Origin of the sequence: Agrobacterium sp. 22094 (assembly GCF_052046015.1) — a bacterium.
Classification (GTDB): Bacteria; Pseudomonadota; Alphaproteobacteria; order Rhizobiales; family Rhizobiaceae; genus Agrobacterium; species Agrobacterium cavarae.
Window position 1 is genome coordinate 106,410 of sequence record NZ_JBQEPX010000001.1, and the last position, 23,162, is coordinate 129,571.

The 23,162-nt window shown below is 61.0% G+C and carries 18 protein-coding genes; 7 read left to right on the forward strand and 11 right to left on the reverse strand.

The annotated features are described in order from the left end of the window. Nucleotides 1-208: 208 nt before the first annotated feature. The gene (gene rpsU / locus ACTJK5_RS00500) at nt 209-439 is read right to left on the reverse strand and encodes a 30S ribosomal protein S21 (RefSeq protein WP_062427830.1); all 231 of its coding nucleotides are present in this window, start codon (nt 437-439) and stop codon (nt 209-211) included. A gap of 307 nt (nt 440-746) precedes the next feature. Here rpsU and ACTJK5_RS00505 point away from each other — a divergent pair, with 307 nt between their 5' ends. The 5 genes from ACTJK5_RS00505 to ACTJK5_RS00525 are packed head-to-tail and all read left to right on the forward strand — an operon-like array spanning nt 747 to nt 6,226. After that, on the forward strand, nt 747-2,000 hold the full coding sequence (locus ACTJK5_RS00505; protein WP_112520933.1) for a sarcosine oxidase subunit beta family protein: 1,254 nt from the start codon (nt 747-749) through the stop codon (nt 1,998-2,000). A gap of 32 nt (nt 2,001-2,032) precedes the next feature. Beyond that, complete coding sequence (locus ACTJK5_RS00510; RefSeq protein WP_333631993.1) at nt 2,033-2,404, forward strand: hypothetical protein; 372 nt, start codon at nt 2,033-2,035, stop codon at nt 2,402-2,404. Between the two features lie 9 nt (nt 2,405-2,413). Next, entirely contained in the window at nt 2,414-2,728 is a 315-nt protein-coding gene (locus ACTJK5_RS00515; protein WP_062439490.1) for a sarcosine oxidase subunit delta, read from the forward strand. Beyond that, the gene (locus tag ACTJK5_RS00520) at nt 2,725-5,685 is read left to right on the forward strand and encodes a sarcosine oxidase subunit alpha (RefSeq protein ID WP_440611610.1); all 2,961 of its coding nucleotides are present in this window, start codon (nt 2,725-2,727) and stop codon (nt 5,683-5,685) included. The genes ACTJK5_RS00515 and ACTJK5_RS00520 overlap by 4 nt, the downstream gene beginning before the upstream one ends. Then, complete coding sequence (locus ACTJK5_RS00525; RefSeq protein ID WP_112520936.1) at nt 5,678-6,226, forward strand: sarcosine oxidase subunit gamma; 549 nt, start codon at nt 5,678-5,680, stop codon at nt 6,224-6,226. Before ACTJK5_RS00520 ends, ACTJK5_RS00525 begins: the two co-directional genes overlap by 8 nt. Nucleotides 6,227-6,350: 124 nt before the next feature. Here the strand turns inward: ACTJK5_RS00525 and ACTJK5_RS00530 are convergent, their stop codons facing one another. Both ACTJK5_RS00530 and ACTJK5_RS00535 read right to left on the reverse strand, forming a co-directional pair. Continuing rightward, entirely contained in the window at nt 6,351-6,983 is a 633-nt protein-coding gene (locus ACTJK5_RS00530) for a LysE family translocator (protein WP_440611611.1), read from the reverse strand. A gap of 76 nt (nt 6,984-7,059) precedes the next feature. Then, on the reverse strand, nt 7,060-8,430 hold the full coding sequence (locus ACTJK5_RS00535; RefSeq protein ID WP_440611612.1) for an APC family permease: 1,371 nt from the start codon (nt 8,428-8,430) through the stop codon (nt 7,060-7,062). A 312-nt stretch (nt 8,431-8,742) separates the two neighbouring features. Here ACTJK5_RS00535 and ACTJK5_RS00540 point away from each other — a divergent pair, with 312 nt between their 5' ends. Beyond that, nucleotides 8,743-8,946: a hypothetical protein gene (locus ACTJK5_RS00540; protein WP_062427972.1), complete on the forward strand. Its 204-nt coding sequence runs from the start codon at nt 8,743-8,745 to the stop codon at nt 8,944-8,946. Nucleotides 8,947-9,032: 86 nt separating this feature from the next. Then, entirely contained in the window at nt 9,033-9,668 is a 636-nt protein-coding gene (locus ACTJK5_RS00545; RefSeq protein WP_440611613.1) for a nucleotidyl transferase AbiEii/AbiGii toxin family protein, read from the forward strand. A gap of 45 nt (nt 9,669-9,713) precedes the next feature. Here the strand turns inward: ACTJK5_RS00545 and ACTJK5_RS00550 are convergent, their stop codons facing one another. From ACTJK5_RS00550 to ACTJK5_RS00585, 8 genes are all read right to left on the reverse strand, one after another. Further along, complete coding sequence (locus tag ACTJK5_RS00550) at nt 9,714-10,751, reverse strand: DUF2332 domain-containing protein (protein ID WP_440611614.1); 1,038 nt, start codon at nt 10,749-10,751, stop codon at nt 9,714-9,716. A gap of 114 nt (nt 10,752-10,865) precedes the next feature. Next, nucleotides 10,866-11,351 (reverse strand): MaoC family dehydratase, encoded by a 486-nt coding sequence (locus ACTJK5_RS00555; protein ID WP_116491914.1) that lies wholly within the window; start codon nt 11,349-11,351, stop codon nt 10,866-10,868. 229 nt (nt 11,352-11,580) lie between these two features. After that, nucleotides 11,581-13,551, reverse strand: a complete 1,971-nt coding sequence (glgX, locus tag ACTJK5_RS00560) for a glycogen debranching protein GlgX (RefSeq protein ID WP_440611615.1) — start codon at nt 13,549-13,551, stop codon at nt 11,581-11,583. Between the two features lie 368 nt (nt 13,552-13,919). After that, nucleotides 13,920-15,551 (reverse strand): alpha-D-glucose phosphate-specific phosphoglucomutase, encoded by a 1,632-nt coding sequence (locus ACTJK5_RS00565; protein WP_111849406.1) that lies wholly within the window; start codon nt 15,549-15,551, stop codon nt 13,920-13,922. After that, on the reverse strand, nt 15,552-16,994 hold the full coding sequence (gene glgA, locus ACTJK5_RS00570; RefSeq protein WP_062427973.1) for a glycogen synthase GlgA: 1,443 nt from the start codon (nt 16,992-16,994) through the stop codon (nt 15,552-15,554). Nucleotides 16,995-16,999: 5 nt separating this feature from the next. Continuing rightward, nucleotides 17,000-18,262, reverse strand: coding sequence for a glucose-1-phosphate adenylyltransferase (gene glgC, locus ACTJK5_RS00575; protein ID WP_062427843.1), 1,263 nt, complete (start codon nt 18,260-18,262; stop codon nt 17,000-17,002). 120 nt (nt 18,263-18,382) lie between these two features. Then, nucleotides 18,383-20,590, reverse strand: a complete 2,208-nt coding sequence (gene glgB / locus ACTJK5_RS00580) for a 1,4-alpha-glucan branching protein GlgB (RefSeq protein WP_062598901.1) — start codon at nt 20,588-20,590, stop codon at nt 18,383-18,385. Continuing rightward, nucleotides 20,590-23,052 carry a glycogen/starch/alpha-glucan phosphorylase gene (locus ACTJK5_RS00585; RefSeq protein ID WP_111849410.1) on the reverse strand — a complete coding sequence of 821 codons (2,463 nt, stop codon included), beginning with the start codon at nt 23,050-23,052 and terminating at the stop codon, nt 20,590-20,592. The genes glgB and ACTJK5_RS00585 overlap by 1 nt, the downstream gene beginning before the upstream one ends. Nucleotides 23,053-23,162 lie beyond the last annotated feature (110 nt).

Consider the following 23,162-nt stretch of genomic DNA (forward strand, 5'->3'; position numbering starts at 1 on the left):
AAACCGGTCACCACTTTTGCGCGACATGCTTTAGAGCGCCGTGCGTCCTATTGGACGCACAAAGGACGCTCTATCTTCTTTGAGCTACGCATCGTGCTTTCCGAAAACCCTGTCCGATTTTTGGGCCGATGCTGTAAAACTCAAAGAGCGGCGGCGAAATAATCGCCCCCGCCCCATAAGCATTCAAAAACGTCGAAAAGACGGCCTATTAGCGGCTCGCAGCACGTGGAGCAGCAATCAGACCTTCGCGCTGCATGCGCTTGCGAGCAAGCTTGCGAACGCGGCGAACGGCTTCAGCCTTTTCGCGAGCGCGCTTCTGCGAAGGCTTCTCGTAATAATCGCGCATCTTCATTTCGCGGAAGATACCTTCGCGCTGCATTTTCTTCTTGAGAGCGCGAAGCGCCTGATCAACGTTGTTATCGCGGACTAGTACCTGCACGTGAATCCCGTTCCTTTAGGTTGGTTATCTTGCCATGCGAATAAAGGCATTCGCAGGCAAACAAAAAAGCGTTCGTGTGGCCGGGTTGGCCGCGCGATTGGTGTGGTGCAATATCAGATCGTTTCCTTGAAGTCCAGCCGTTAACTGTGTCTCTCGGTGAAAATACAAGGGGTGCCGAGAAAGTTATGACGCATGTCAAAACAATCATGTCGCGGCGTCGCAAAATGAACACTGAACACTGCGCATATTTGCCATTCATAGGTCTCAGCCGGAATAATCCAGCGTGTCTTCAGGGAGTTGCTTGCGAATGCGCAAATTTTCTGTTTTTGCCGTGGCTCGCGAGGCAATGCGGGCCCACAAGGGATGGGATGCCCAATGGGCGTCTCCCGAGCCGCGCAAGGAATATGACGTCATCATCATTGGTGGCGGCGGCCATGGTCTCGGTGCCGCTTATTATCTGGCCAAGGAACATGGCATCACCAACATCGCCGTTCTGGAAAAAGGCTGGCTCGGCGGCGGCAATACCGGCCGCAACACCACCATCATCCGCTCGAACTATCTCTATGAAGAGAGCATGGATATGTACGAGCATTCCCTCAAATTGTGGGAAGGCTTGAGCCAGGATCTGAACTACAACGTCATGTACTCGGCACGCGGTGTGATGATGCTGTCGCACAATGTGCATGACCAGCAGTCCTTCAAGCGCCATATCAATGCCAATCGCCTCTATGGCATCGACAATGAATGGCTGACGCCCGAGCAGGCGAAGGCCTACTGTCCGCCGCTCGATATTTCTGCGAACGCCCGCTACGCCATCAATGGTGCTGCCTTGCAGCGTCGCGGTGGTACCGCGCGTCACGATGCGGTGGCCTGGGGCTATGCCCGTGCGGCGTCCGATCGCGGCGTCCATATCATCCAGAACTGCGAAGTCACCGCGATCCGTCGTGGTCCCGATGGCGCAGTGACGGGTGTGGAAACCAATCGTGGCTTCATTGGTGCGAAGAAGATCGGCGTATCGGCGGCCGGTCATTCCTCCGTCATCATGAAGATGGCCGATGTGCGCGTGCCGCTTGCCTCCAACCCGTTGCAGGCGCTGGTGTCCGAACCACTGAAGCCGATCTTCCCTTGCGTGGTGATGTCCAACACCGTGCATGCCTATATCTCGCAGTCCGACAAGGGCGAGCTGGTCATCGGTGCCGGTACCGACCAGTACAACTCCTATTCGCAGACCGGCGGCCTGCAGATCATCACCCATACGCTGGACGCCATCTGCGAACTCTTCCCGATCTTCCGCCGTGTGAAGATGATGCGCCAGTGGGGCGGGATTACCGACAACACACCGGATCGTTCGGCGATCCAGAGCGTGACGCCGGTTCCGAACCTCTTCGTCAATTGCGGCTGGGGTACGGGCGGCTTCAAGGCGACGCCTGGCTCTGCGCATCTCTTCGCGCATCTGATTGCGCGCGGCGAGCCGCACCGGCTGGCGGCGGGGCTGAACCTCGACCGGTTCCGCACTGGACGGTTGATCGACGAGGCGGCAGCCGCAGCGGTTGCCCATTGAAGAAACCAGCCGCTCTCCTTGCAGCTGTGTGCATGGCCTCTGCGGCCGAGGCCGGTCCGGTTGTTCCCGAGGCTGGCGATTTTCGAGTGCAGGCCATCCGCAAGGTGCAGGGAGAGGACAACTGGCCGTTTCTGGCAGAAGAGGGCTTCCTGATGTGCGCTCCAAGCCTTGGCCAGAAGCTCGTCTATTTCGTGCCGAAGGGTGCGGATGGCGAGAATGAATATCCCGTCGCTCTCGACAGCAATCTGATGTCGATGGCGGTGGTCAATATCGGGCGCGGCAACGCGTTTCGGCCCTATGCGAATTTTGAAGATCTGACGAACAGGCTCTCCCCCTACATCACCATGGGAAAGCGCCTGTGTGACCAACCCGCCGGAACGGTGATTCCGGAAAGCTCTCTTTGAGGGAACATCATGCTGCTGATCCGTTGTCCATATTGCGAAGAAGAACGCTCCGAGCTGGAGTTCCGCTGGGCTGGCGAGGCGCATATTGCCCGCCCTGAAAATATTGCCGGGATCTCCGACGAGGAGTTTTCCGAATATTTCTTTATGCGCGATAACGACAAGGGCATGGTCTATGAGCGCTGGCGCCATATCCATGGCTGTGGCCGCTTCTTCAACGCGGCGCGCCATTCCGTGACCGACAAGTTCCACCTGACATACAAGGCGGGCGAGCCGAAGCCGGATGAGGCTTCGCTTCTCTCCTCCAGCGAAGGAGCAGCCCGATGAGTGGCGCTTACCGTATCAAGGGTGCCGGCCGCCTGACGCCCGCCCGCACCGCCCGCTTCAACTTCGACGGCAAGAGCTATACCGCGCTTCAGGGCGACACGGTTGCTTCCGCACTGCTGGCAAACGGCGTGCACCTGATCGGCCGCTCGTTCAAGTATCACCGTCCGCGTGGCTTTCTGTCTGCCGGTCCGGAAGAGCCGAATGCGCTGATCGACGTGTCGCGCGATGCGTCGCGCCGCCAGCCGAACGTGCGCGCCACGGTGCAGGAAGTCTTCGATGGCGCGATCGTGTCGTCGCAGAACCGCTATCCGTCGCTCTCCTTCGATGTCGGCGCGATCAACGATTTCTTCTCGCCCTTCTTTGCGGCGGGCTTCTACTACAAGACCTTCATGTGGCCGAAGGCGGCATGGCACAAGCTCTATGAGCCGATCATCCGCCGCGCCGCAGGTCTCGGCAGCGCGCCGAGAGAGGGCGATACCGATCAATATGCCAGCCGCTTTGCCCATTGCGACGTGCTGGTGGCCGGTGGCGGCGCTGCCGGTCTGACGGCGGCGCTTTCTGCAGCCAAGACCGGCGCCAAGGTCATGCTGGTGGATGAGAACCCGACGGTTGGCGGTGCCCTGCGCTTCGAAAGCGGCACCGTGATCGACGGCAAGAACGGCTATGACTGGGCGCAGTCGGTTTTGGCCGAGCTGAAGGCCATGCCGAATGTGGAGGTTCTGACCCGCACCACCGTCTTCGGCTACTACAACCACAACTTCATCGGCCTGGCCGAACGCGTGACCGACCACCTGGCAAGCCCGGCGCTGCATGAGCCGCGTGAGCGCCTGTGGCAGGTGCGCGCCAAGAAGGTAGTGATGGCGACCGGCGCCATCGAGCGCCACATGGTGTTTGCCAATAACGACCGCCCCGGCATCATGCTGGCGTCTGCTGCACGCATCTATCTCAACCAGTATGGCGTAGCCGTGGGCCACAATGTTGGTGTCTACACCGCCCATGACAGCGCCTATGAGGCCGCCTTCGATCTGAAGCGCGCGGGTGTGAAGATCGCGGCGATCGTCGATTGCCGTCCGAACCCGAGCGCGAAGCTTCTGGACGAGGCACGCGCACTTGGCATCGAGGTTCTGGCAGGCCAAAGCGTCTTCGATACGGCGGGCCGTCTTCGCGTCACCTCCATGACCGTTGGCCGCAATGGCGGTTCGGGCAAGCGCAAGATCGCTGTCGATGCGCTCATCGTCTCGGCCGGTTGGACGCCATCGGTGCATCTTTTCTCGCAGTCTCGCGGCAAGCTGAAATATGATGCGCCGAACCAGCGCTTCCTGCCCGACGTGCACGTGCAGGACTGCGTTTCTATCGGCGCCTGCAACGGCACCGACGATCTCTCCGCGTTGCTTTCCGAAGCGGCTGCGGCTGGCGGCGGCGACGTTGCCGTTTCCGGCAGCAATGCCAACACCTGGACGGGTGGCATGATCGGCGCTGCCGAGGGTGCGGGTGCCGACCACAGCGTCAAGGCGTTCATCGACTTCCAGCACGATGTCTGCGCCAAGGATATCCGCCTTGCGGTGCGCGAAGGCATGCACTCCATCGAGCACATCAAGCGCTTCACCACCAACGGCATGGCCTCCGATCAGGGCAAGATGTCCAACATGCATGGTCTTGCCATTGCATCCGAAGCGCTTGGACGCGATCTGCCGAAGGTTGGTCTCACCACCTTCCGCGCGCCTTACACGCCGGTGACCTTCGGTACGCTGGTTGGCCATTCGCGTGGCAAGCTGTTCGACCCGGCCCGCAAGACGCCGATGCATGCCTTGGAAGAGGCAGAAGGTGCGGCCTTCGAGGATGTCGGCAACTGGAAGCGCGCCTGGTATTATCCGCGTGCGGGCGAAGACATGCATGAGGCCGTCAACCGCGAGTGCAAGACGGTGCGCGAAAGCGTCGGCGTCTTCGATGCCTCCACGCTCGGCAAGATCGAGGTTGTCGGCCCGGATGCGGCGAAGTTCCTCAACCTGCTCTACACCAATGCCTGGGATACGCTGAAGCCCGGTCGCTGCCGCTATGGCATCATGACCCGCGAAGACGGCTTCGTTTATGATGACGGCGTTGTCGGTCGTATGGCGGAAGATCGCTTCCATGTGACGACGACGACGGGCGGCGCGCCGCGCGTGCTGCACCACATGGAAGACTATCTGCAGACGGAATTCCCGCATCTCAACGTCTGGCTGACCTCCGCCACCGAACAATGGGCGGTGATCGCGGTGCAGGGACCGAAAGCGCGCGAGGTGATTGCGCCGCTGGTGGAAGGTATCGATCTGTCGCCGGAAGCCTTCCCGCATATGGCGGTGGCCGAGGGCAAGATCTGCGGTGTGCCGACGCGTCTTTTCCGCGTGTCGTTTACCGGCGAACTCGGCTTCGAAGTCAACGTGCCCGCCGATTACGGCCCGGCCGTGTGGCAGGCCATTGCCGAGCGGGCGAAAGCTGTCGGCGGCTGCCTCTACGGCACCGAGACGATGCACGTGCTGCGCGCCGAAAAGGGCTACATCATCGTCGGCCAGGATACCGACGGCACGGTGACGCCCGACGATGCCGGCCTTGGCTGGGCCGTCTCCAAGAAGAAGACGGACTTCGTCGGTATTCGCGGTCTGCAGCGCCCGGATCTGACCCGCAGCGGCCGCAAGCAGCTCGTCGGTCTGTTGCCGAAGAACGCGCATGATGTGCCGGAAGAGGGCGGCCAGATCGTCGTCGATCCGAATTCACCAAAGCCGATGACGATGCTCGGTCACGTCACGTCGTCCTACTGGTCCGAAAATCTCGGCCGCTCCATCGCCTTCGGTCTGGTGGCCGATGGCCGGGCGCGGATGGGTGAGACCCTCTACATTCCGCTTGCCGACAAGACGATTGCAGTCGAGGTGACGGACATGGTGTTCTTCGACAAGGAAGGAGGCCGGATCAATGGCTGATTTGGCGACAGCAAAGCGTACATTCGTTCTCGACGGCGTGCATGGCGGCTCCGCCGGCACCTCCATCAAGCCTGCGGCACCGGCCTACCGGCTGGTGCTGCGCGCGCGGCCAGAGGCAATCGAGGCGGTGTCTCAGGCGCTTGAACTTGCCCTGCCGACACGCCCGAAAACCTCTGCGACATCGGGACTGCGCTCGGCCTTGTGGATCGGCCCGGATGAGTGGCTGGTCATCGACCAGGGCGAAGCCGACCTGATGGCAGCCCTTTCCGGGACCACGGGCCTCTTCTCCGCCACCGACGTCTCGCACCGCAATCTCGCGATCATCGTCTCCGGCCCCGGTGCGGAAACGACGATCAATGCTGGCTGCCCGCAGGACCTGTCGCTTGCCGCCTTCCCGGTCGGCGCCTGCACCCGCACGGTCTTCGGCAAGGCGGAAGTGGTGCTGCTGCGCGTGGCGGATGACACCTTCCGCGTGGAATGCTGGCGCTCCTTTGCGGACTATGTGTTCGGTCTGCTGGACGAGGGTTCGCGGGACGCTTGAGGCGCGCGCCTAAGTCACTCAGGCGCCCTCAGCCGTTGAAAAGATGGATCCTCGGGTCGAGCCCGAGGATGACGCAGGTTGAGTTTTGCCCGTGATCCTGACGAGCATCCCTTTCCCGTTTTTCCTACTGCCTTGATCCCAGCGCCAGACGGCAGGCGAGCCCGGCAAAGACGCTTGCCAGCAGATATTGCGGCAGTCTGGGAAAGCGGCTGATGCCGGAAAGCCGCTGGCGGATGTTGCTGCCAAGAAGAATCACGGTGCCATTCACCAGAAGACCGATGCCGTTCAGGATGGTGGCGAGGACCACCATCTGGAGGACGAGCGCATTGCCATCCGGATTGATGAACTGCGGAAAGAGCGCCAGAACGAAGAGCGCCATTTTCGGGTTGAGGATGTTGGTGGCGAGGCCTTCAAGAAAAATTCGTCTTGAGGACAGCCGTTTCAGTCCGGTTGTGGGCGAAAAGCCCGCGCCCTGTGAGCGCACGGTTTTGACGGAAAGATACAAGAGATAGGCGCAGCCCGCCCAGCGGACGATCTCGTAGGCGACCGGCACAGTCAGAAACAGTTGCGAGAGGCCCAAGGCCGCGGCAATCGCGTGACAATAGGTCCCGGCGGCTATTCCGGCATAGGTTAGAAAACCTGCGGACCGGCCCTGGCTGACACTGCGCGAGGCGATCAGCAGCATATCCGGACCGGGTGTTGCCGTCAGCACCAGGGCTGCGGCGGCAAAGAGCATGAGGGTGGGGAATTCCGGCATGGTATTTTCCTTTTGAAAATGAGGCCGGAATTCCGATCTATCATGGGCGACGCAGATAGCAAGCGCCGTTGTGCCGCTATGCCGATTTCGCCTGTGCCCGCATGAAGCCGACTGTCGCTGCCCAGAGGACGACGCCGATCAGGAGCAGGACGCCCGCAATCGAATATTGCACCGGATCGCGACCTGTCCATGGGCCGACGAGGAAGAAGCAGCTGACGGCGCCGAGCACCGGCAGGATGGTTGGTGTGCGGAAGTGCTTGTGCGCCACCTTGTCCTTGCGCAGCACCAGCACCGCGACATTGACGATGGTGAAAACGCCGAGCAGCAGCAGTGCCGTTGTACCACCAAGCGCTGGAACACCACCGGCAAAGGCGATGAGGCCGACCGCGATCAGCGAGGTGAAGATGATTGCCACAAAGGGCGTGCGGCGGCCGGAATGGACCTTGCCGAGGGCTGGCGGAAGCACGCCTTCACGGCTCATGCCATAGATCAGGCGGCTTGCCATCATCATGTTGATCAGCGCCGAGTTGGCGACGGCAAACATGGTGACGACGGCGAAGATGCCGATCGGGAAGTTTGGCGCGCCGGCCTGTACCACCTTCAAGAGCGGCGTTTCGCCTTCGCCGAGTTCGGCTGCGGGCACGAGGGTGATGGCGGAGATGGCGACCAGAATATAGATGACGCCGGTGATGACGAGGCCGCCGAGCAGCACTTTCGGAAAGATGCGGGCGGGCTGCTTGCATTCCTCGGCCATGTTGACCGAATCCTCGAAACCGACCATGGCGAAGAAGGCAAGTGTGGTGGCGGCCACCACCGACCAGATGACGCCGTGTTCACCCGCAGGCTGGAAGGTCCAGGCGCGCGACACATCGCCCTGACCATTGCCGATGGCCCAGAAGCCGATGCAGATGATCAACAGCAGGCCGGTCAACTCCACCACCGTCAGCACCACATTCATCTTCACGCTTTCACCGACGCCGCGGAAATTGATCAGTGCGACGGCAACGATAAAGGCAATGGCGGTGCCGGTGACACCGAAGCCGCCGAAATCGAAGCCGGTGACGGTGGCGAAATTGGCGGCAAAGGCGCGCGAGGCTGTCGAGGCGGAGGTGACACCGGACGACATGACGGTGAAGGCGACAAGGAAAGTGATGAAGTGAACGCCAAAGGCCTTGTGAGTATAAAGGGCAGCGCCTGCCGCGCGCGGATATTTCGTCACCAGTTCGAGATAGCTGCAGGCGGTCAAAAGTGCCACGGCAAAAGCGATGAGGAAGGGGAGCCAGACCACGCCACCCACTTCGGCGGCGACCTGACCGGTCAGCGCGTAGATGCCGGTGCCGAGAATATCCCCGACGATGAACAGAAGAAGCAGCCCCGGCCCCATGACGCGTTTAAGCTCAGTGCTTTGCTCACCTGCATCATCCGGTTGTGTGATGTTTTGCGCCATATAGAGTTCCCCCAAATAATATCGGCTCCAACGTGAGGGCTGGAAGAAGGTTCCCGCAGGAGAAGAGCAAATGGCGCCAAGTGCTTGCGCTGGAATTGGCTGGAGGAATGGCGATGGTGTCTGCTATAGAGGATACAGCTTTTGGGCGAAGGGCTGAAGCCGCGACCTACCCGTCATGGTCGGGCCGGGCCCGACTACCCATGAGCCATTGAAAGCAGGGACCCTCGTCGCCGAGCCCCAGGACGACGAGGAACAGGTTAGCACTTGTTTGCAGCCTGGGAGCCTCGGCTGGAGCCTTGTATAGAGGATATGATGCAGATACAGGTCGGCCATTATCCGCAATTGCAGATGCTCTGCTGGAGCAGGGACGCGAACGCGTGCTTGACTGGCGAAGAAGCGTTCTCGATCTACGAGCGCAATTGGCGCTTTGTCGACACTGAGGCACTGACCACAGAAGAGAAAGCGTTGATCGACGATCTGGTTGAGCGATACGGCCCTTTGCTGATAGCATCCTGACGTATGAGTACTTTCCGCCGTCCGCACCATAACGCTGTCCTGACCGTGCTGAACTCTCTCGACGGAGAGTTGCTGAAACGCGCTGAATGTTTTTTCGGCGGCGAGCCGCGATCGTCCTTAGCCTCGACGAGTATCGTGAAAGCGTCCATATCGACTTTCTCTGTTCGTCTCAGGAAGGCTACAGGATGCTCCGCGAATCGGTGTGGAGCAGAGGATTTCCGGGGCTTACCAAATCGACTGGGAAGTCGATTGGCCGAGTTTCAACTCTGCGAGACATGCGGGCCGACCAATACGGTATTCGGACCTTTGTGCAGGTGGACGATACCCGCATCAAGTTCGAGATTGTACGCGAGGGTCGTATCGATCTTTCCGGGCAGATGGATGAGCGCTACGGCATCCCGGTGCTGAGCAGAAGCGATATGTTCGCTGAGAAGCTTTTGGCAAATGCGGACCGCTGGCCTGATAAGGCCGTTTACAGCAGAGATATTATCGATCTGTCGATGATGATTGCTGCGTGGGGCGATGTTCCTGCTGCGGCTTGGCAGAAAGCTCGAGACGCTTACGGTGAAACGGTTACGAGCGCGTATTCCAAGGCTGTCGCGTTGATTCAGGACAGAGAATGGCTCCACACCTGTATGGATGGCATGCAGATGGACCGGCAGCTTGCGTCGCGGATATTGGGAGCGCATGCGAACCCAACGGTCGATCAGGAGCCGGATTGAGCTTCGAACAACGGCTTGGCTTTGAGCACGCGGCCCATGTGACCGTCACCGCACCCAGCCCTTCCAATCCACCCAGCGCCCGTGAAAGTCCGCGCGGCCGATCTCCTGCTTTTCACCCGTGGGCCAGATTTGCAGGGTCAGTGCGGCACCGCGTGGTTGGCCGTCGCCTTCCATCTGGAGACGGGCGAGCGGGGCGTCCGGGGTGGCGCGGCATCCGGCCTCTGCGATCAGCGCTTCGCCCTTCTGCTTGAGGCTGTCTGGAAAATACTGCCAGGCGACGGAGTGGAAGATGACATGGGTGGCGCCGGGCTTCGAGGTTTCGAGCCGTCTTGTCAGCCAGTCGATCGCGTCTGCCTTTTCCACCTGCAGGTGATTGTCGGCGGCGATGGTGAGCGCATTTTGCGTGCGCTCCAGGCGGTCCGTCTGGTCCGCCCAGATGTAGGAGAGCTGGCGCAGGCGGTCGTCGGGGGAGGATGGGTTCAAGGGGTGGAGGTCGCAGCCGGCGCGTTCGAGGACGGTGAAGCTGGGCGGCACGGCTGGCGCTTCGCCGCGCCATTCCGGCGAGAGGAAGACGGGACTGTCCGTTCCCCATTCCGTTTCGCCAAGGCGGTAGCGATAGCGGTCGAGCTGGAGGTTGAGGCCGGCGCTGGCGCCAACCTCTGAGAGGATGAGCGGCTTGCCGGTGCGCTCGGCGACGATGAAGAGGCCGGGCAGGAGGGCTGCGGAGCGGCGGACTTCGTTGGTTTGCGGCGGGGACTTCAGCCGCTCTAGGATGAAGGCCTCGTGCGCCAGAAAGGCGTGCTGGCAGGCGGTCCAGAGGTCGGTGTCATCGAGTTCGGTCAGCGGGCTGATACGGTTTAAGCGAACCAGCGCATGCAGGGAACCCGCGGTTCGCAGCGGCACGGAGTCGTCGCTGGGACCGGGCGGGCCGGGCCATGTGAGGATGGTGTGGGCAACCGCACTTTGCGCGCTGTCCAGCTTTTCGGCGAGTAGCCGACAGAGCCTGGCAGTGAAGGGAGAACCCAGCGCATCGCACGCTTGCGCCTGCGTCTGGAATGCTTCTCGAACGATTGCTTCCGGCATGGTGCCCTCCCGTCGTCTGCCTGTTCTAAGACGTGTCGCGATCTCTCAGATACGCGTCAAACGCCTGAGGTCTTTGCGATCGCAAACCGTCGAACCGTTTGCGCCGACCATGCCTTACGCGTCCTCCGGCCTATCCTTTGGATCGAATTGCGAGATGGTGGTCCAGCGGGCGGTGAGCGCCGGTTTGCGTTCGTCTTCGATTTCCACCGTCACGTCGTAGGTGTTGGTCAGCATCGATGCGCCGCGAAAGCGGGCTTCCGCCAGGGTGAAACGGCCGCGCACGCGCGCGCCGCTCTTGACCGGGGCGACGAAGGTGACTTTGTCGAAGCCGTAATTGATGCCCATGGTCTGTTCGCGGATTTTCGGCAGCGCGCTGTAATTCATGGCCGACAGCAGCGAAAGCGTCAGGAAACCATGGGCAATCGTGCCGCCGAAAGGGCTCTCGGCCTTGGCACGTTCAGGATCGGTGTGGATGAACTGGTCATCCAGCGTGGCCCCCGCAAAGGCATTGATCATTGCCTGATCGACGGTGATCCAGTCGGATACTCCCACTTCCGTGCCGACCAAACCCTTCACTTCACTAAGCGATACGTCTTTCACAGCGCGTGGTCCTTTTCATGATGGAGACTCTACAGTTTCGGCCCGAAAGTCGGAATCGATTTTCGGAAAGCACGATGCGGTGAGTCTACGAGATAGAGCGTCTTTATGCGTCCAATAGGACGGTGACGCGCTATAGGGCAGGTGAATGCGTGTCATCAACGGCTACATCATCGGACGGGAAATCGGAACCGATTTCGCAAAGCCGATGCTAAAAGAATGAGGGCCTCCCCTAAAGGAGGCGCGGCGCATCCACATAGAAGACGACGGAGCGGGGTGGCAACCAGGCGGGAACGCCGAAATCGACGCCGAGCGGCTTCCAGCCTTCGCCCTTCAAGGTAAAGGGAATGGCGTTGCGGCTGCGGTTGAACAGGATGGCGAGGCGAACCGTCTTGCCGGTCTCCCTGTCCAGTGTGTTCAGCACCATGGCGAAGGTCGTGGCATCCGGCCGGTTCCAGTCCTCGTCGCGCATGGCGTCGCCCAAGGGCGACAGCCATTCGATCTCGCCGCTGTCGGGTGAGAAGAACGTGGTTTCGCCGAAGACTGCGAAGCGCTGGCGGAGCTTTGCCAGAAAGGCGGTGTGGTCGATCAGATCCGGGGAAAGGGCTTGCCAGTCCACCCAGGTGATCTCGTTGTCCTGGGCATAGGCGTTGTTGTTGCCGCGCTGGCTGCGCCCGCCTTCATCGCCCGCCGTCAGCATCACCGTGCCGCGGGTGACGAAGAGGGTGGCGAGCAGCGCCTTGACGTCGGCGATCCGGGCCGCGTTGACCGCCGGATCGTCGGTCAGGCCTTCGATGCCATTGTTCCAGGAGTGGTTGTCATTGTGGCCGTCGCGGTTCTCTTCGCCATTCGCCTCATTGTGCTTATGGGCGTGGGAGACGAGATCGAAAAGCGTGAAGCCGTCATGGGCGGCGATGAAGTTGACGCTGCGGGTTTCGGTGCGCGCGTTGCGTGAGAAGATCGGGGCAGAACCGGCAAGCGCATCGGCGAGTGCGCCGATCGTATAATCGTCGCCACGCCAGTAGCGGCGGATATCGTCACGCGCCCGGTCGTTCCATTCGAGGAAAGAGGCCGGAAAGTTGCCGAGCTGGTAGCCGCCGGGACCGATATCCCAAGGTTCGGCGATCAGCACCCGGTCGGCCAGAAGCGGGTCTTCATGCATCTGGCGCAAGGTTTCGCTTTGCGGATCGAAGCCCTCCGCTGTGCGACCGATAACGGGGGCGAGATCGAAGCGGAAGCCATCGATGCCGGCGTGGGCGACGAAGTGGCGGAGCGTTTCGATGACGAGATGGCGGACCTGTGGGTGATCGCAGGCGAGCGTATTACCGGTGCCGGTGTCGTTGATCAGCGTGCCGGGATCGTCGGATGCGTGACGGTAATAGGTGAGGTTGTCGAGACCGCGCAGCGACAGCGTCGAGCCGAAGCGATCGCTCTCACCCGTATGGTTGAAGACGAGATCGAGGATCACGCCAATGCCTGCATCATGCAGTTTGGCGACAGTGTCGCGCAGTTCGGCGATACCGCCAGGGCAGAGCCGCGGATCAAGCGCCATGAAGCCGACCGGGTTGTAACCCCAGCCATTGGCAAGGTTCAGCGGCGGCAAATGCCGCTCGTCGATCCAGGCGGTGATCGGCATCAATTCCACGGCGCTGACGCCGATCTTTTTCAGATGCGCGATGATGGCGGGGTGGGCAAGCGCCGCGACCGTGCCGCGAATGGCTTCCGGCACGTCGGGGTGCAGCATGGTGAAGGGCTTGACCGCAACTTCATAGATCAGGCCGGTGCGGGTGAAGCGGGGTGCTTCCTTGGTGACGATCGGGGCCTCTGAAACGACTGCCTTCGGCATGACCGCGGCGGTGTCTTCGCCGAAGGTGAACAGCGACGAGTGGTTCTGGAAGGGCCGGTTGATCGTGGTTGCGTAGGGGTCGAGGAGGAGTTTCGCGGGGTCGAACCATTGGCCGTGGTCTGGCGCGTAGGGGCCGTGGGCGCGGTAGCCGTAGCGGGTGCCTGTGGTGGCTTGCGCAACGGTGAGGCGGTGAATGCCGTCCTCGTCACGCTGCATGGGCAGGCGCGCGGTTTCGGTGTTGCCGCTGGCGTCGTAGAGGCAGAGTTCGATTTTCGTGGCGTTCTGGGAATAGACGGAAAACTGGGTGCCTGTCGGCGTGGGGACTGCACCTTGGGGGAACGCTGGGTGGGTTGGCATGGGCTGGTCCCTTTGGTGGTGTGTGGGTGGGGCTTGCGCCGCCGTCTTGTTGGTCGAAGACCAGAGCATTTTGCGAGGGCGATGGTGCGGCTTGTCTAGCTTGTCAGGGGCGCTGGTGGTCTTTTTGTGAAGGACCCCCCTCTGTCCTGCCGGACATCTCCCCCTCAAGGGGGGAGATCGGGTTGGGGTTGGCCGCTCCGTTTTCTCGCTACCTCCGTGAGGAGGTTTCTTCAGCACCAAGCTTGATACGAAGCGGGAGCTTGCCTCTGGCCGATCTCCCCCCTTGAGTGGGAGATACCCGGCAGGGCAGAGGAGGGTGCCCACCTGTCATAACGGCAGAGGGGCGTGCCAACCCTGCCAGCCTTGGATCAGGTAATCACCGTCGGCGCATCGCGGCCCGTGTGCTTCTTGATGCCGGCAATCGTGTCTGCCGCAGCAATGAGGTCGGCCAGGGCTTCCTGGGTTTCGATAGTGTGGCGGGCCGCATCGGCCTCGTAGCGCTCGACATAGAGGCGCAGCGTCGCGCCGGATGTGCCGGTGCCCGAGAGGCGCAGCACGATGCGTGAGCCGCCTTCGAAGAGGATGCGGATGCCCTGGTTCTTGCTGACCGACTGATCGACCGGGTCGTGATAGGCAAAGTCGTCGGCCTTGGCGACCTTCAGATTGCCGTAGGTTGTGCCGGGAAGCGTCGCGAGCTTCTCGCGCAGTATGGCGACCAGCGTGTTGGCGGCGTCGCTGTCGACTTCTTCATAGTCGTGGCGCGAGTAATAGTTGCGGCCATATTCGGCCCAGTGCTTGGTGACGATGTCCTTGACGCTTTCCTTGCGGGCGGCGACGATGTTCAGCCAGAAGAGCACGGCCCAGAGACCGTCCTTTTCGCGCACATGGTTGGAGCCGGTGCCGAAGCTTTCCTCGCCGCAGACGGTGACCTTGCCGGCATCGAGCAGATTGCCGAAGAACTTCCAGCCGGTTGGCGTTTCGTACATGCCGATGCCGAGCTTTTCCGCCACGCGGTCTGCGGCCGCACTCGTCGGCATGGAGCGAGCGATGCCGGAAATGCCGGATGCGTAGCCGGGCGCCAGCTTGGCATTGGCGGCGATGATGGCAAGCGAATCCGAAGGGGTGACGAACATGCCCTTGCCGACCACCATGTTGCGGTCGCCATCGCCATCGGAAGCGGCGCCGAAATCCGGGCCTTCCGGGCTCATCACGTCGTCATAGAGTTCCTTGGCGTGAACGAGGTTCGGGTCCGGGTGATGGCCGCCGAAATCCGGCAGCGGTACGGAGTTGCGAACCGAGCCTGCCGGTGCGCCAAGGCGCTTCTCGATGATTTCGACCGCATAGGGGCCGGTCACCGCGCTCATGGAATCGACCACGACCTTGAAGCCGCCTGCGATCAGATCGCGGATCGCGCCGAAGTCGAAGAGTTCTTCCATCAACGTGGCGTAATCGGCCACCGGATCGATGACTTCCACCTGCATGCCGGCAACGTCGCTTGTCCCGATCCGGTCGAGATCGATATCGGCGACATCGGCGATGCGGTAGGTTTCGATCGACTTGGTGCGGGCGAAGATGGCGTCGGTGATCTTTTCAGGGGCCGGGCCGCCATTGCCGATATTGTACTTGATGCCGAAGTCTTCGTTCGGGCCACCGGGATTGTGGCTGGCCGACAGGACGATGCCGCCGAAGGCCTTGTATTTGCGGATGACGTTGGAGGCGGCCGGCGTGGAGAGGATGCCGCCCTGGCCGACGAGAACCTTGCCGAAGCCAGCGGCTGCGGCCATCTTGATCGCCTTCTGGATGACCTCGCGATTGTAGTAGCGGCCATCGCCGCCGATCACCAGTGCCTCACCGGCAAAGCCTTCGAGGCTGTCGAAGATCGACTGGATGAAGTTTTCCGCATAGTTCTCCTGCGCGAAAACCGGCACCTTCTTGCGAAGGCCGGAGGTTCCGGGCTTCTGATCCTGAAACGGCGTGGTCTGGACGGTCTTGATCGACATTCAATGGCCTTTCGACAAAAGTTGGGTGTAAAGCGCGGCATACAGCCCTGCGCTCTTTTCCCAGGAAACATCCGATTTCATCCCCTGCTTCTGCATCTGCGTCCACAGCTTCGGGTCTCGGTAATATCGCATAGTGCGGCGGAGCGCCTGGCGCAGTCCTTCCGGGGTGACGGAGGAGAACTGGACGCCGGTGGCGACCTTGGCGGAAACAGCAGCGTGATTGGCATCGATCACGGTATCGTTCAAGCCCCCGTTGCGGGCAACGACGGGCACGCAGCCATAGCGCAGCGCATAAAGCTGGGTCAGGCCGCAGGGCTCGAAGCGGGAGGGAACGATGATGGCATCGCAGCCGGCCTGCATCAGGTGCGACAGCGGCTCGTTATAGCCGACGGCAACGCCGACGCGTCCGGGATGACGGGTGGCGGCGGCCATCAGCGCGCCTTCCAGCGCAATCTCGCCGGCACCCAGCACCACCAGACGACCGCCCATTTCGACGATATCGTCCGCAACCTCGGCAATCAGGTCGATGCCCTTTTGCCAGGTGAGGCGGGAGATGACGCAGAAGAGCGGACCGTTGTCGTGATCGACCCGGAAGTGGTTGGCGACGGCGGCCTTGTTGATGGCGCGCAGCTTCAGGTTTGCAGCCGTATAGTTTTCCTGGATCAGATGGTCGATTGCCGGGTTCCAGACCTCGGCATCGATACCGTTGACGATGCCATGCAGCGCCTGGGCGCGGGCGCGGATGACGCCCTCGAGACCCATGCCGTAATCCGGGGTCAGGATTTCCTCGGCATAGGACGGGCTCACCGTGCTGAGCGCCGTTGCCGTCTGCAAGCCGCCCTTCAGGAAGCTGATATCGTTGTAATATTCAATGCTTTCGGTGGAAAAGGCATGGGCCGGCAGGCGCAGTTCGGAAAAGATATTGGCGCCGAACTGACCCTGGAAGGCAATATTGTGGATGGTCAGCAGGCTTGGAATTTCCGGCGTCTCGGCATAGCGCATATAGACCGGGGCCATGGCGGACTGCCAGTCATGCGCATGCAGGAGATCCGGCTGCCAGCCGGCAAGCTTGCCTGCGGCAATTTCGGCAGCGGCAAGCGAAAGGGCGGCATAGCGCTTCCAGTTGTCGGCGAAATCCTTGCCGGTGGAATCGAGATAGGGTCCGGCGGGGCGGTCATAGAGCGAGGGAATGTCGAGGATCAGGAGGTCCAGACCTTCGTGCTCGCCTGCCAGAATATCGGCATGTTCGCCCAGAAGATCGGGAAATTCCCCGACCTTGTGGGCGTCCTTGACCGCCGATTTGACGGCGGGGTAGCCGGGGATGAGCGAGCGGGTATGAACGCCGCAGGCTTTCAGCGCGATGGGGAGCGCGCCGGAAACATCCGCAAGCCCCCCGGTCTTGATCAGCGGATAGATTTCGGATGTGACCGAAAGAACATTCATGAGGCTCACAGGTCCAGCTTGTCGATCATCGATTGGGTTATCAGGCAGATGCCGTTGTCCGTGCGGCGGAACCGCTTGGCATCGAGGATCGGGTCCTCGCCGACGATCAGCCCTTCCGGGATGACGACGCCGTGGTCGATCACGACATTGCTGAGCTGCGCGTGGCGGCCGATCTTCACGCTTGGCAGCACGACGGCATTTTCGAGGCGCGAATAGGAGTTTGCGCGCACGCCGGTAAACAGCAGGCTGCGGTTCAACGATGCACCGGAGATGATGCAATCACCCGAGACGACGGAGGAGACCGCCGAGCCGCGGCGGTTTTCGTCGTCATGGACGAATTTTGCCGGCGGCGTGATCTCGGCATAGGTCCAGATCGGCCAGGACTTGTCGTAGATATCCAGATCCGGAACGATATCGGTCAGATCGATATTGGCCTGCCAGTAGGCATCGATGGTGCCGACATCGCGCCAGTAGGGTCCATGTTCGAAATCAGAGCGGACGCAGGAGGAGGCGAAGCGGTGCGCGACGGCCTTACCATGTTCGACGATATAGGGGATGATGTCCTTGCCGAAGTCGCGGCTGGAATTCGGGTCGCTGGCATCGCGGCGCAGGCATTCCATCAGGAACTTGGTGTGGAAGACGTAGATGCCCATGGAGGCGAGAGCGTTTTCCTCATCGCCAGGAATGCCCGGCGGGTCGGCCGGCTTTTCGATGAAGGCGATGATCTCGTCCTTGTCGTTGACATGCATGACGCCGAAACCGGTGGCTTCCATGCGCGGCACTTCCAGACAACCGATCGTCACGTCTGCGCCGGAGTCCACATGCTGCTGCAGCATGTATTCATAGTCCATCTTGTAGATATGGTCGCCGGCGAGGATGACCATATATTCGGGGCCATGAGACTCGATGATGTCGATGTTCTGGTAGACGGCGTCTGCGGTGCCTTCATACCATTGCGTTTCGGAAACGCGCTGGGAGGCGGGCAGAATATCGAAGCTTTCGTTACGTTCCGGGCGGAAGAAGTCCCAGCCGCGCTGCAGGTGGCGGATCAGCGAATGCGCCTTGTACTGCGTGGCGACGCCAATGCGGCGAATGCCGGAGTTCAGCGCATTGGAGAGCGCGAAATCGATAATGCGTGCCTTGCCGCCGAAATAGACCGCAGGCTTTGCGCGGCGGTCGGTGAGTTCCTTGAGGCGGCTGCCGCGCCCGCCAGCCAGCACATATGCCATTGCATCACGTGCCAGAGGCTGAATTCTCTTTTCACTCATCGGTCCTGTCCTCCCATAAAATTCCACGGTTCCCTTGGTCTCAAACGTGTGGGGAGATTTTAAGGTTTCCCATCACGTGTTCATTTTCCTCTGCCTCATGTCCCTGCGACGAGAGGCGGATTAGTTTTCCAGCTCCAGCATGATGACGGCGAGCGGCGGAAGTGTGAGCGTCGCGCCGATGCTGCCTCCGGCATCCACCGCCTGCACGCGCCCGCCATTGCCCTTGCCAGTGCCGCCATAGATCTCGGCATCGGTGTTGAGAATTTCGCGCCAGCGCCCGGCGGCGGGAAGCGGCACATAAAAATTCTCGCGATAGACCGGCGTCAGGTTGGAGATGACCGCCACCGGCTTTTCGCCCGGTGCACGGCGCAGCCATGCCAGCACGGAATTGTCGTGATCGTCGGCCATCAGCCACTCGAAGCCTTCCGGCTCGCAGTCGCGGGCATGAAGGGCGGCCTTGGAGCGATAGGTGAAGTTGAGATCGCGCACTAGGCGGCGCATGCCCTCATGCATGTGATATTGCAGGAGGTTCCAGTCGAGCGAGACCTTCTCGCTCCATTCGCTCCACTGCGCAAATTCCTGACCCATGAACAGCAGCTTCTTGCCTGGATAGCCCCACATGAAGGCGTAATAGGCGCGAAGATTGGCGAATTTCTGCCAGTCGTCGCCCGGCATCTTGGCAATCATCGAACCTTTGCCATGCACCACCTCGTCATGCGAGATCGGCAGCACGAAATTCTCGGTGAAGGCATAGAGCAGACCGAAGGTCAGTTCCTGATGGTGGAACTTGCGATGCACGGGTTCGCGGGCAAAATAGCTCAGCGTGTCGTGCATGAAGCCCATGTTCCACTTGAAGCCGAAGCCGAGACCGCCTTCATGCACGGGCTGGGAGACCTTCGGCCAGGAGGTGGATTCTTCCGCAATCGTCATGACGCCCGGATGGTTGCCATAGATCAGCGTGTTCATCTTCTGCAGGAAGCGAACCGATTCCAGGTTCTCGCGCCCGCCATATTCGTTGGGAATCCACTCGCCTTCCTTGCGGGAATAATCGAGATAGAGCATCGAGGCGACCGCATCGACGCGCAGGCCATCGAGGTGGAATTTTTCCGCCCAGTAGAGCGCATTGTTGATGAGGTAGGACATGACCTCGACGCGACCGAAATTGTAGATCGCGGTGTTCCAGTCCGGGTGGAAGCCCTGGCGCGGATCGGCATGTTCGTAAAGCGCGGTACCGTCGAACCATTTCAAGCCATGCTCGTCGGTCGGGAAATGGGCCGGCACCCAGTCGAGGATGACGCCGATGCCGACCTTGTGGGCGCCATTGACGAAGCGGGCAAAACCCTCCGGCTCGCCGAAGCGGGCGGTCGGCGCATAAAGGCCGGTCGTCTGGTAGCCCCAGGAGGGATCATAGGGGTGTTCGGTGATGGGCAGGAATTCGATATGGGTGAAGCCCATGTCGGCGCAATAGGGGATGAGCTGGGCGGCCATCTCGTCCCAGGTGAGCATGGAGCCGTCCTGGTGCTTGCGCCAGGAGGCAGCGTGGACCTCATAGACGCTGATCGGCTGGCGACGCTGATCGATGCTGGCCCAATGCTTGCGGTGCGCGTCGTCTTCCCATTGCTGCACAAGCTCCGGCGTGGTGACGGAGGCATTCTTCGGGCGAAGCTCGGCGCGGCGCGCGTAAGGATCGGCCTTCAGCGGCAAAAGCTCGCCATGGGGGCCGATGATTTCGAATTTGTAGGCGCAGCCGGCATAGACATCCGGTGCGAAGATTTCCCAGATGCCGGTGTCCTTGCGAAAGCGCATGACGTGGCGGCGGCCATCCCAATTGTTGAAATCGCCGACGACCGAGACGCGGCGCGCATTCGGGGCCCAGACCGCGAAATGGAAACCCTCGACGCCTTCAAGCTTCAGGGGATGGGCGCCCATCTTGTCGAAGAGACGTAAGTGCGAGCCTTCGCGCACCAGATAGTCGTCCATTGGGCCCAGCACCGGGCCGAAACTATAGGGGTCGGTTACCGCCCATTCAGCGTCGTCGCGCAGCGCGCGGTAACGCACGGGCTGGCGCTTGGTAATCGTGATCGGACCTTCGAAGAAGCCGTCGTCATCGACGCGGGTCAACTCTCCGGCAACGTTGCCGTCCAAGGTCATGACCGTCACTTCTTCGGCGCCCGGGATAAAACAGCGGGCGACAAGAGTGCCCGGCGTCTGGTGGACGCCGAGCACTGCAAAGGGATTTGAATGCAAACCGCTCTTGATTGCCTCGATTTCGGCCGTGGGTATGGAGTTGAAAGTCTTCTCTTCAGCCGAATTGAGCGGTTTTTTCATCAGGCTCTCCAGATTTCCGTGGCGTATTGGCGGATCGTCCGGTCGGACGAGAACCAGCCCATGCGCGCGGTATTGCGAACGGTTTTTTCAAACCAGCTGGAGGGGTTGCTCCAGATGGCATCGACATCGCGCTGGGCTTGCGCATAGGCATCGAAATCGGCGGCGACCATGAACCAGTCATTGTTGTAGAGACCGTCCATCAGCCCGGTGAAGCGCGAGCGGTCGTCAGGCGAAAACACGCCGGACGCGATCGAAGAGACGGCTTGAGCAAGCTCGGCCGAATTTTCGATGATGGCGCGCGGATTGTGGCCTTCGGAACGCGCCTTGGCCACCTCGTCGGCGGTCTTGCCGAAGATGACGATATTGTCTTCGCCGACATGCTCGAGCATCTCGACATTGGCGCCGTCGAGCGTGCCGATGGTGAGTGCGCCATTGAGCGCGAATTTCATGTTGCCGGTGCCCGACGCTTCCATGCCCGCGGTGGAAATCTGCTCCGACAGGTCAGCGGCCGGCACCATGATTTCGGCCAGCGAGACGTTATAATTCGGAATAAATACCACTTTCAGAAGCCCACGCACTGCCGGATCGTTGTTGATGACGCGGGCGATATCGTTGGCGAGCTTAATGATAAGCTTGGCGTTGTGATAACTCGGCGCGGCCTTACCGGCAAAGAACTTAACGCGCGGAACCCAATCCAGTTCCGGGTGCGAACGAATTTGGTCGTACAAAGCGACCGCCTCGATCAGGTTCAGCAGCTGGCGCTTATATTCGTGGATGCGCTTGATCTGGATATCGAAGAGCGCGGAGGGATCAACGCGGATGCCCATGCGCTGCGCCACCGTATTGGCAAGGCGCACCTTGTTCTGCCGCTTGATCTCGGCGAACTTGTCGCGGAAGCTGGAATCTTCGGCAAAACGGTCGAGATCGAGAAGCTTCTCGGCATCGTCCATGAAGGCATCGCCGATGGCGTCGCGGATCAGGCTCGTCAGGCCGGGATTGCACTGCATCAGCCAGCGGCGTGGCGTAATGCCGTTGGTCTTGTTGTTGATGCGGTTTGGAAACAGCATGTGCAGGTCGGAAAAGACCGTTTCCTTCATCAGCTCGGTATGCAGCGCCGACACGCCGTTGATGGAGTGCGAGCCGATAAAGGCGAGATTGCCCATGCGCACGCGGCGCTCGCCGCCTTCGTCGATCAGCGAGATCGAGCGGATCTGGCCATCCGAAAGCTTCTTTTCCTTGCGGGCGAAGATCAGCGTGTTGGCATTGATCGCGTAGATGATCTGCATGTGGCGCGGCAGAAGCCGCTCAAGCAGCGGCACCGGCCAGCTTTCCAGCGCTTCGGGAAGAAGCGTGTGGTTGGTATAGGAGAAGGTGCCACGGGTGATCGTCCAGGCCTCTTCGAAATCCATGCCATGCACGTCGCAGAGAAGGCGCATCATCTCGGCAATGGATATGGCCGGATGGGTATCGTTGAGCTGGATGGAGACCTTGTCCGGGAGATTGGTGAAGTCCGGATATTGCTGCAGGTGGCGGCGCAGAATGTCCTGCAGCGAGGCGGACGAGAAGAAGTATTCCTGGCGCAGGCGCAGTTCCTGGCCGGCAGGGTTCGCGTCGGCCGGGTAGAGAACACGGGTGAGGGACTCGGCCTTGTTGCTTTCACGCAGCGCGCCGATGTGGTCGCCGGCATTGAAGGCATCGAGCAGGATCGGATCGATGGGCTGGGCGGACCAGAGGCGCAGCGTGTTGACGCGGGTGCCGCGCCAGCCGACCACCGGCGTGTCATAGGCCATGGCGATCATGCGCTCGGCGGGTTTCCAAAGGAAGCGCTGCGGATCTTCATAGCCGCCAATGGTTTCCACCGTGCCGCCGAAGCCGATTTCATAGGCGCTTTCACGCCGCTCGAATTCCCAGGGGTTGCCGTGGGCAAGCCAGGTCTCGGGCAATTCCACCTGCCAGCCATCGGCCATCTGCTGTCGGAACAGGCCGTGGACGTAGCGGATGCCGTAGCCATAGGCGGCGATATCGACGGTGGCCATGGATTCCATGAAACAGGCGGCGAGACGGCCAAGACCGCCATTGCCGAGGGCCGCATCCGGCTCCAGTCCGGCGATCACGTCGAACTCGACGCCGAGCGAGGTGAGTGCCTGGCGAATTTCCTCCATCAGTTCCAGATTGGAAATGGCGTCACGCATCAGCCGGCCGATGAGGAATTCCAGCGACAGGTAATAGACCCGCTTGGAATCGTTCTGATAGGCCTTGCGGGTGGATTCCATCCACTTGTCGATGATGCGGTCGCGAACGACGAGAATGGTGGCCGTCAACCAGTCATGCGGCTTTGCGACCTTGACGTCCTTGCCGATGCGGTAGGTGAGGCGCTCGATGATTTCAGAGGCAAGCACATCCGGTTCGGAACTGCGCGGGGCGGGGCGGGGAAGGTCGTTGGTGGCAAGTTTGTTGATCATGGGTCGGTCAGCACCTTGATGGGAGGAGAGGGCCTGAGTCTATCTGTCGATCAAAGTGCGTCGCGATCCTTGGGAGCGGCTCGTCACGCTTTCAATCCTTTCATTGTTGC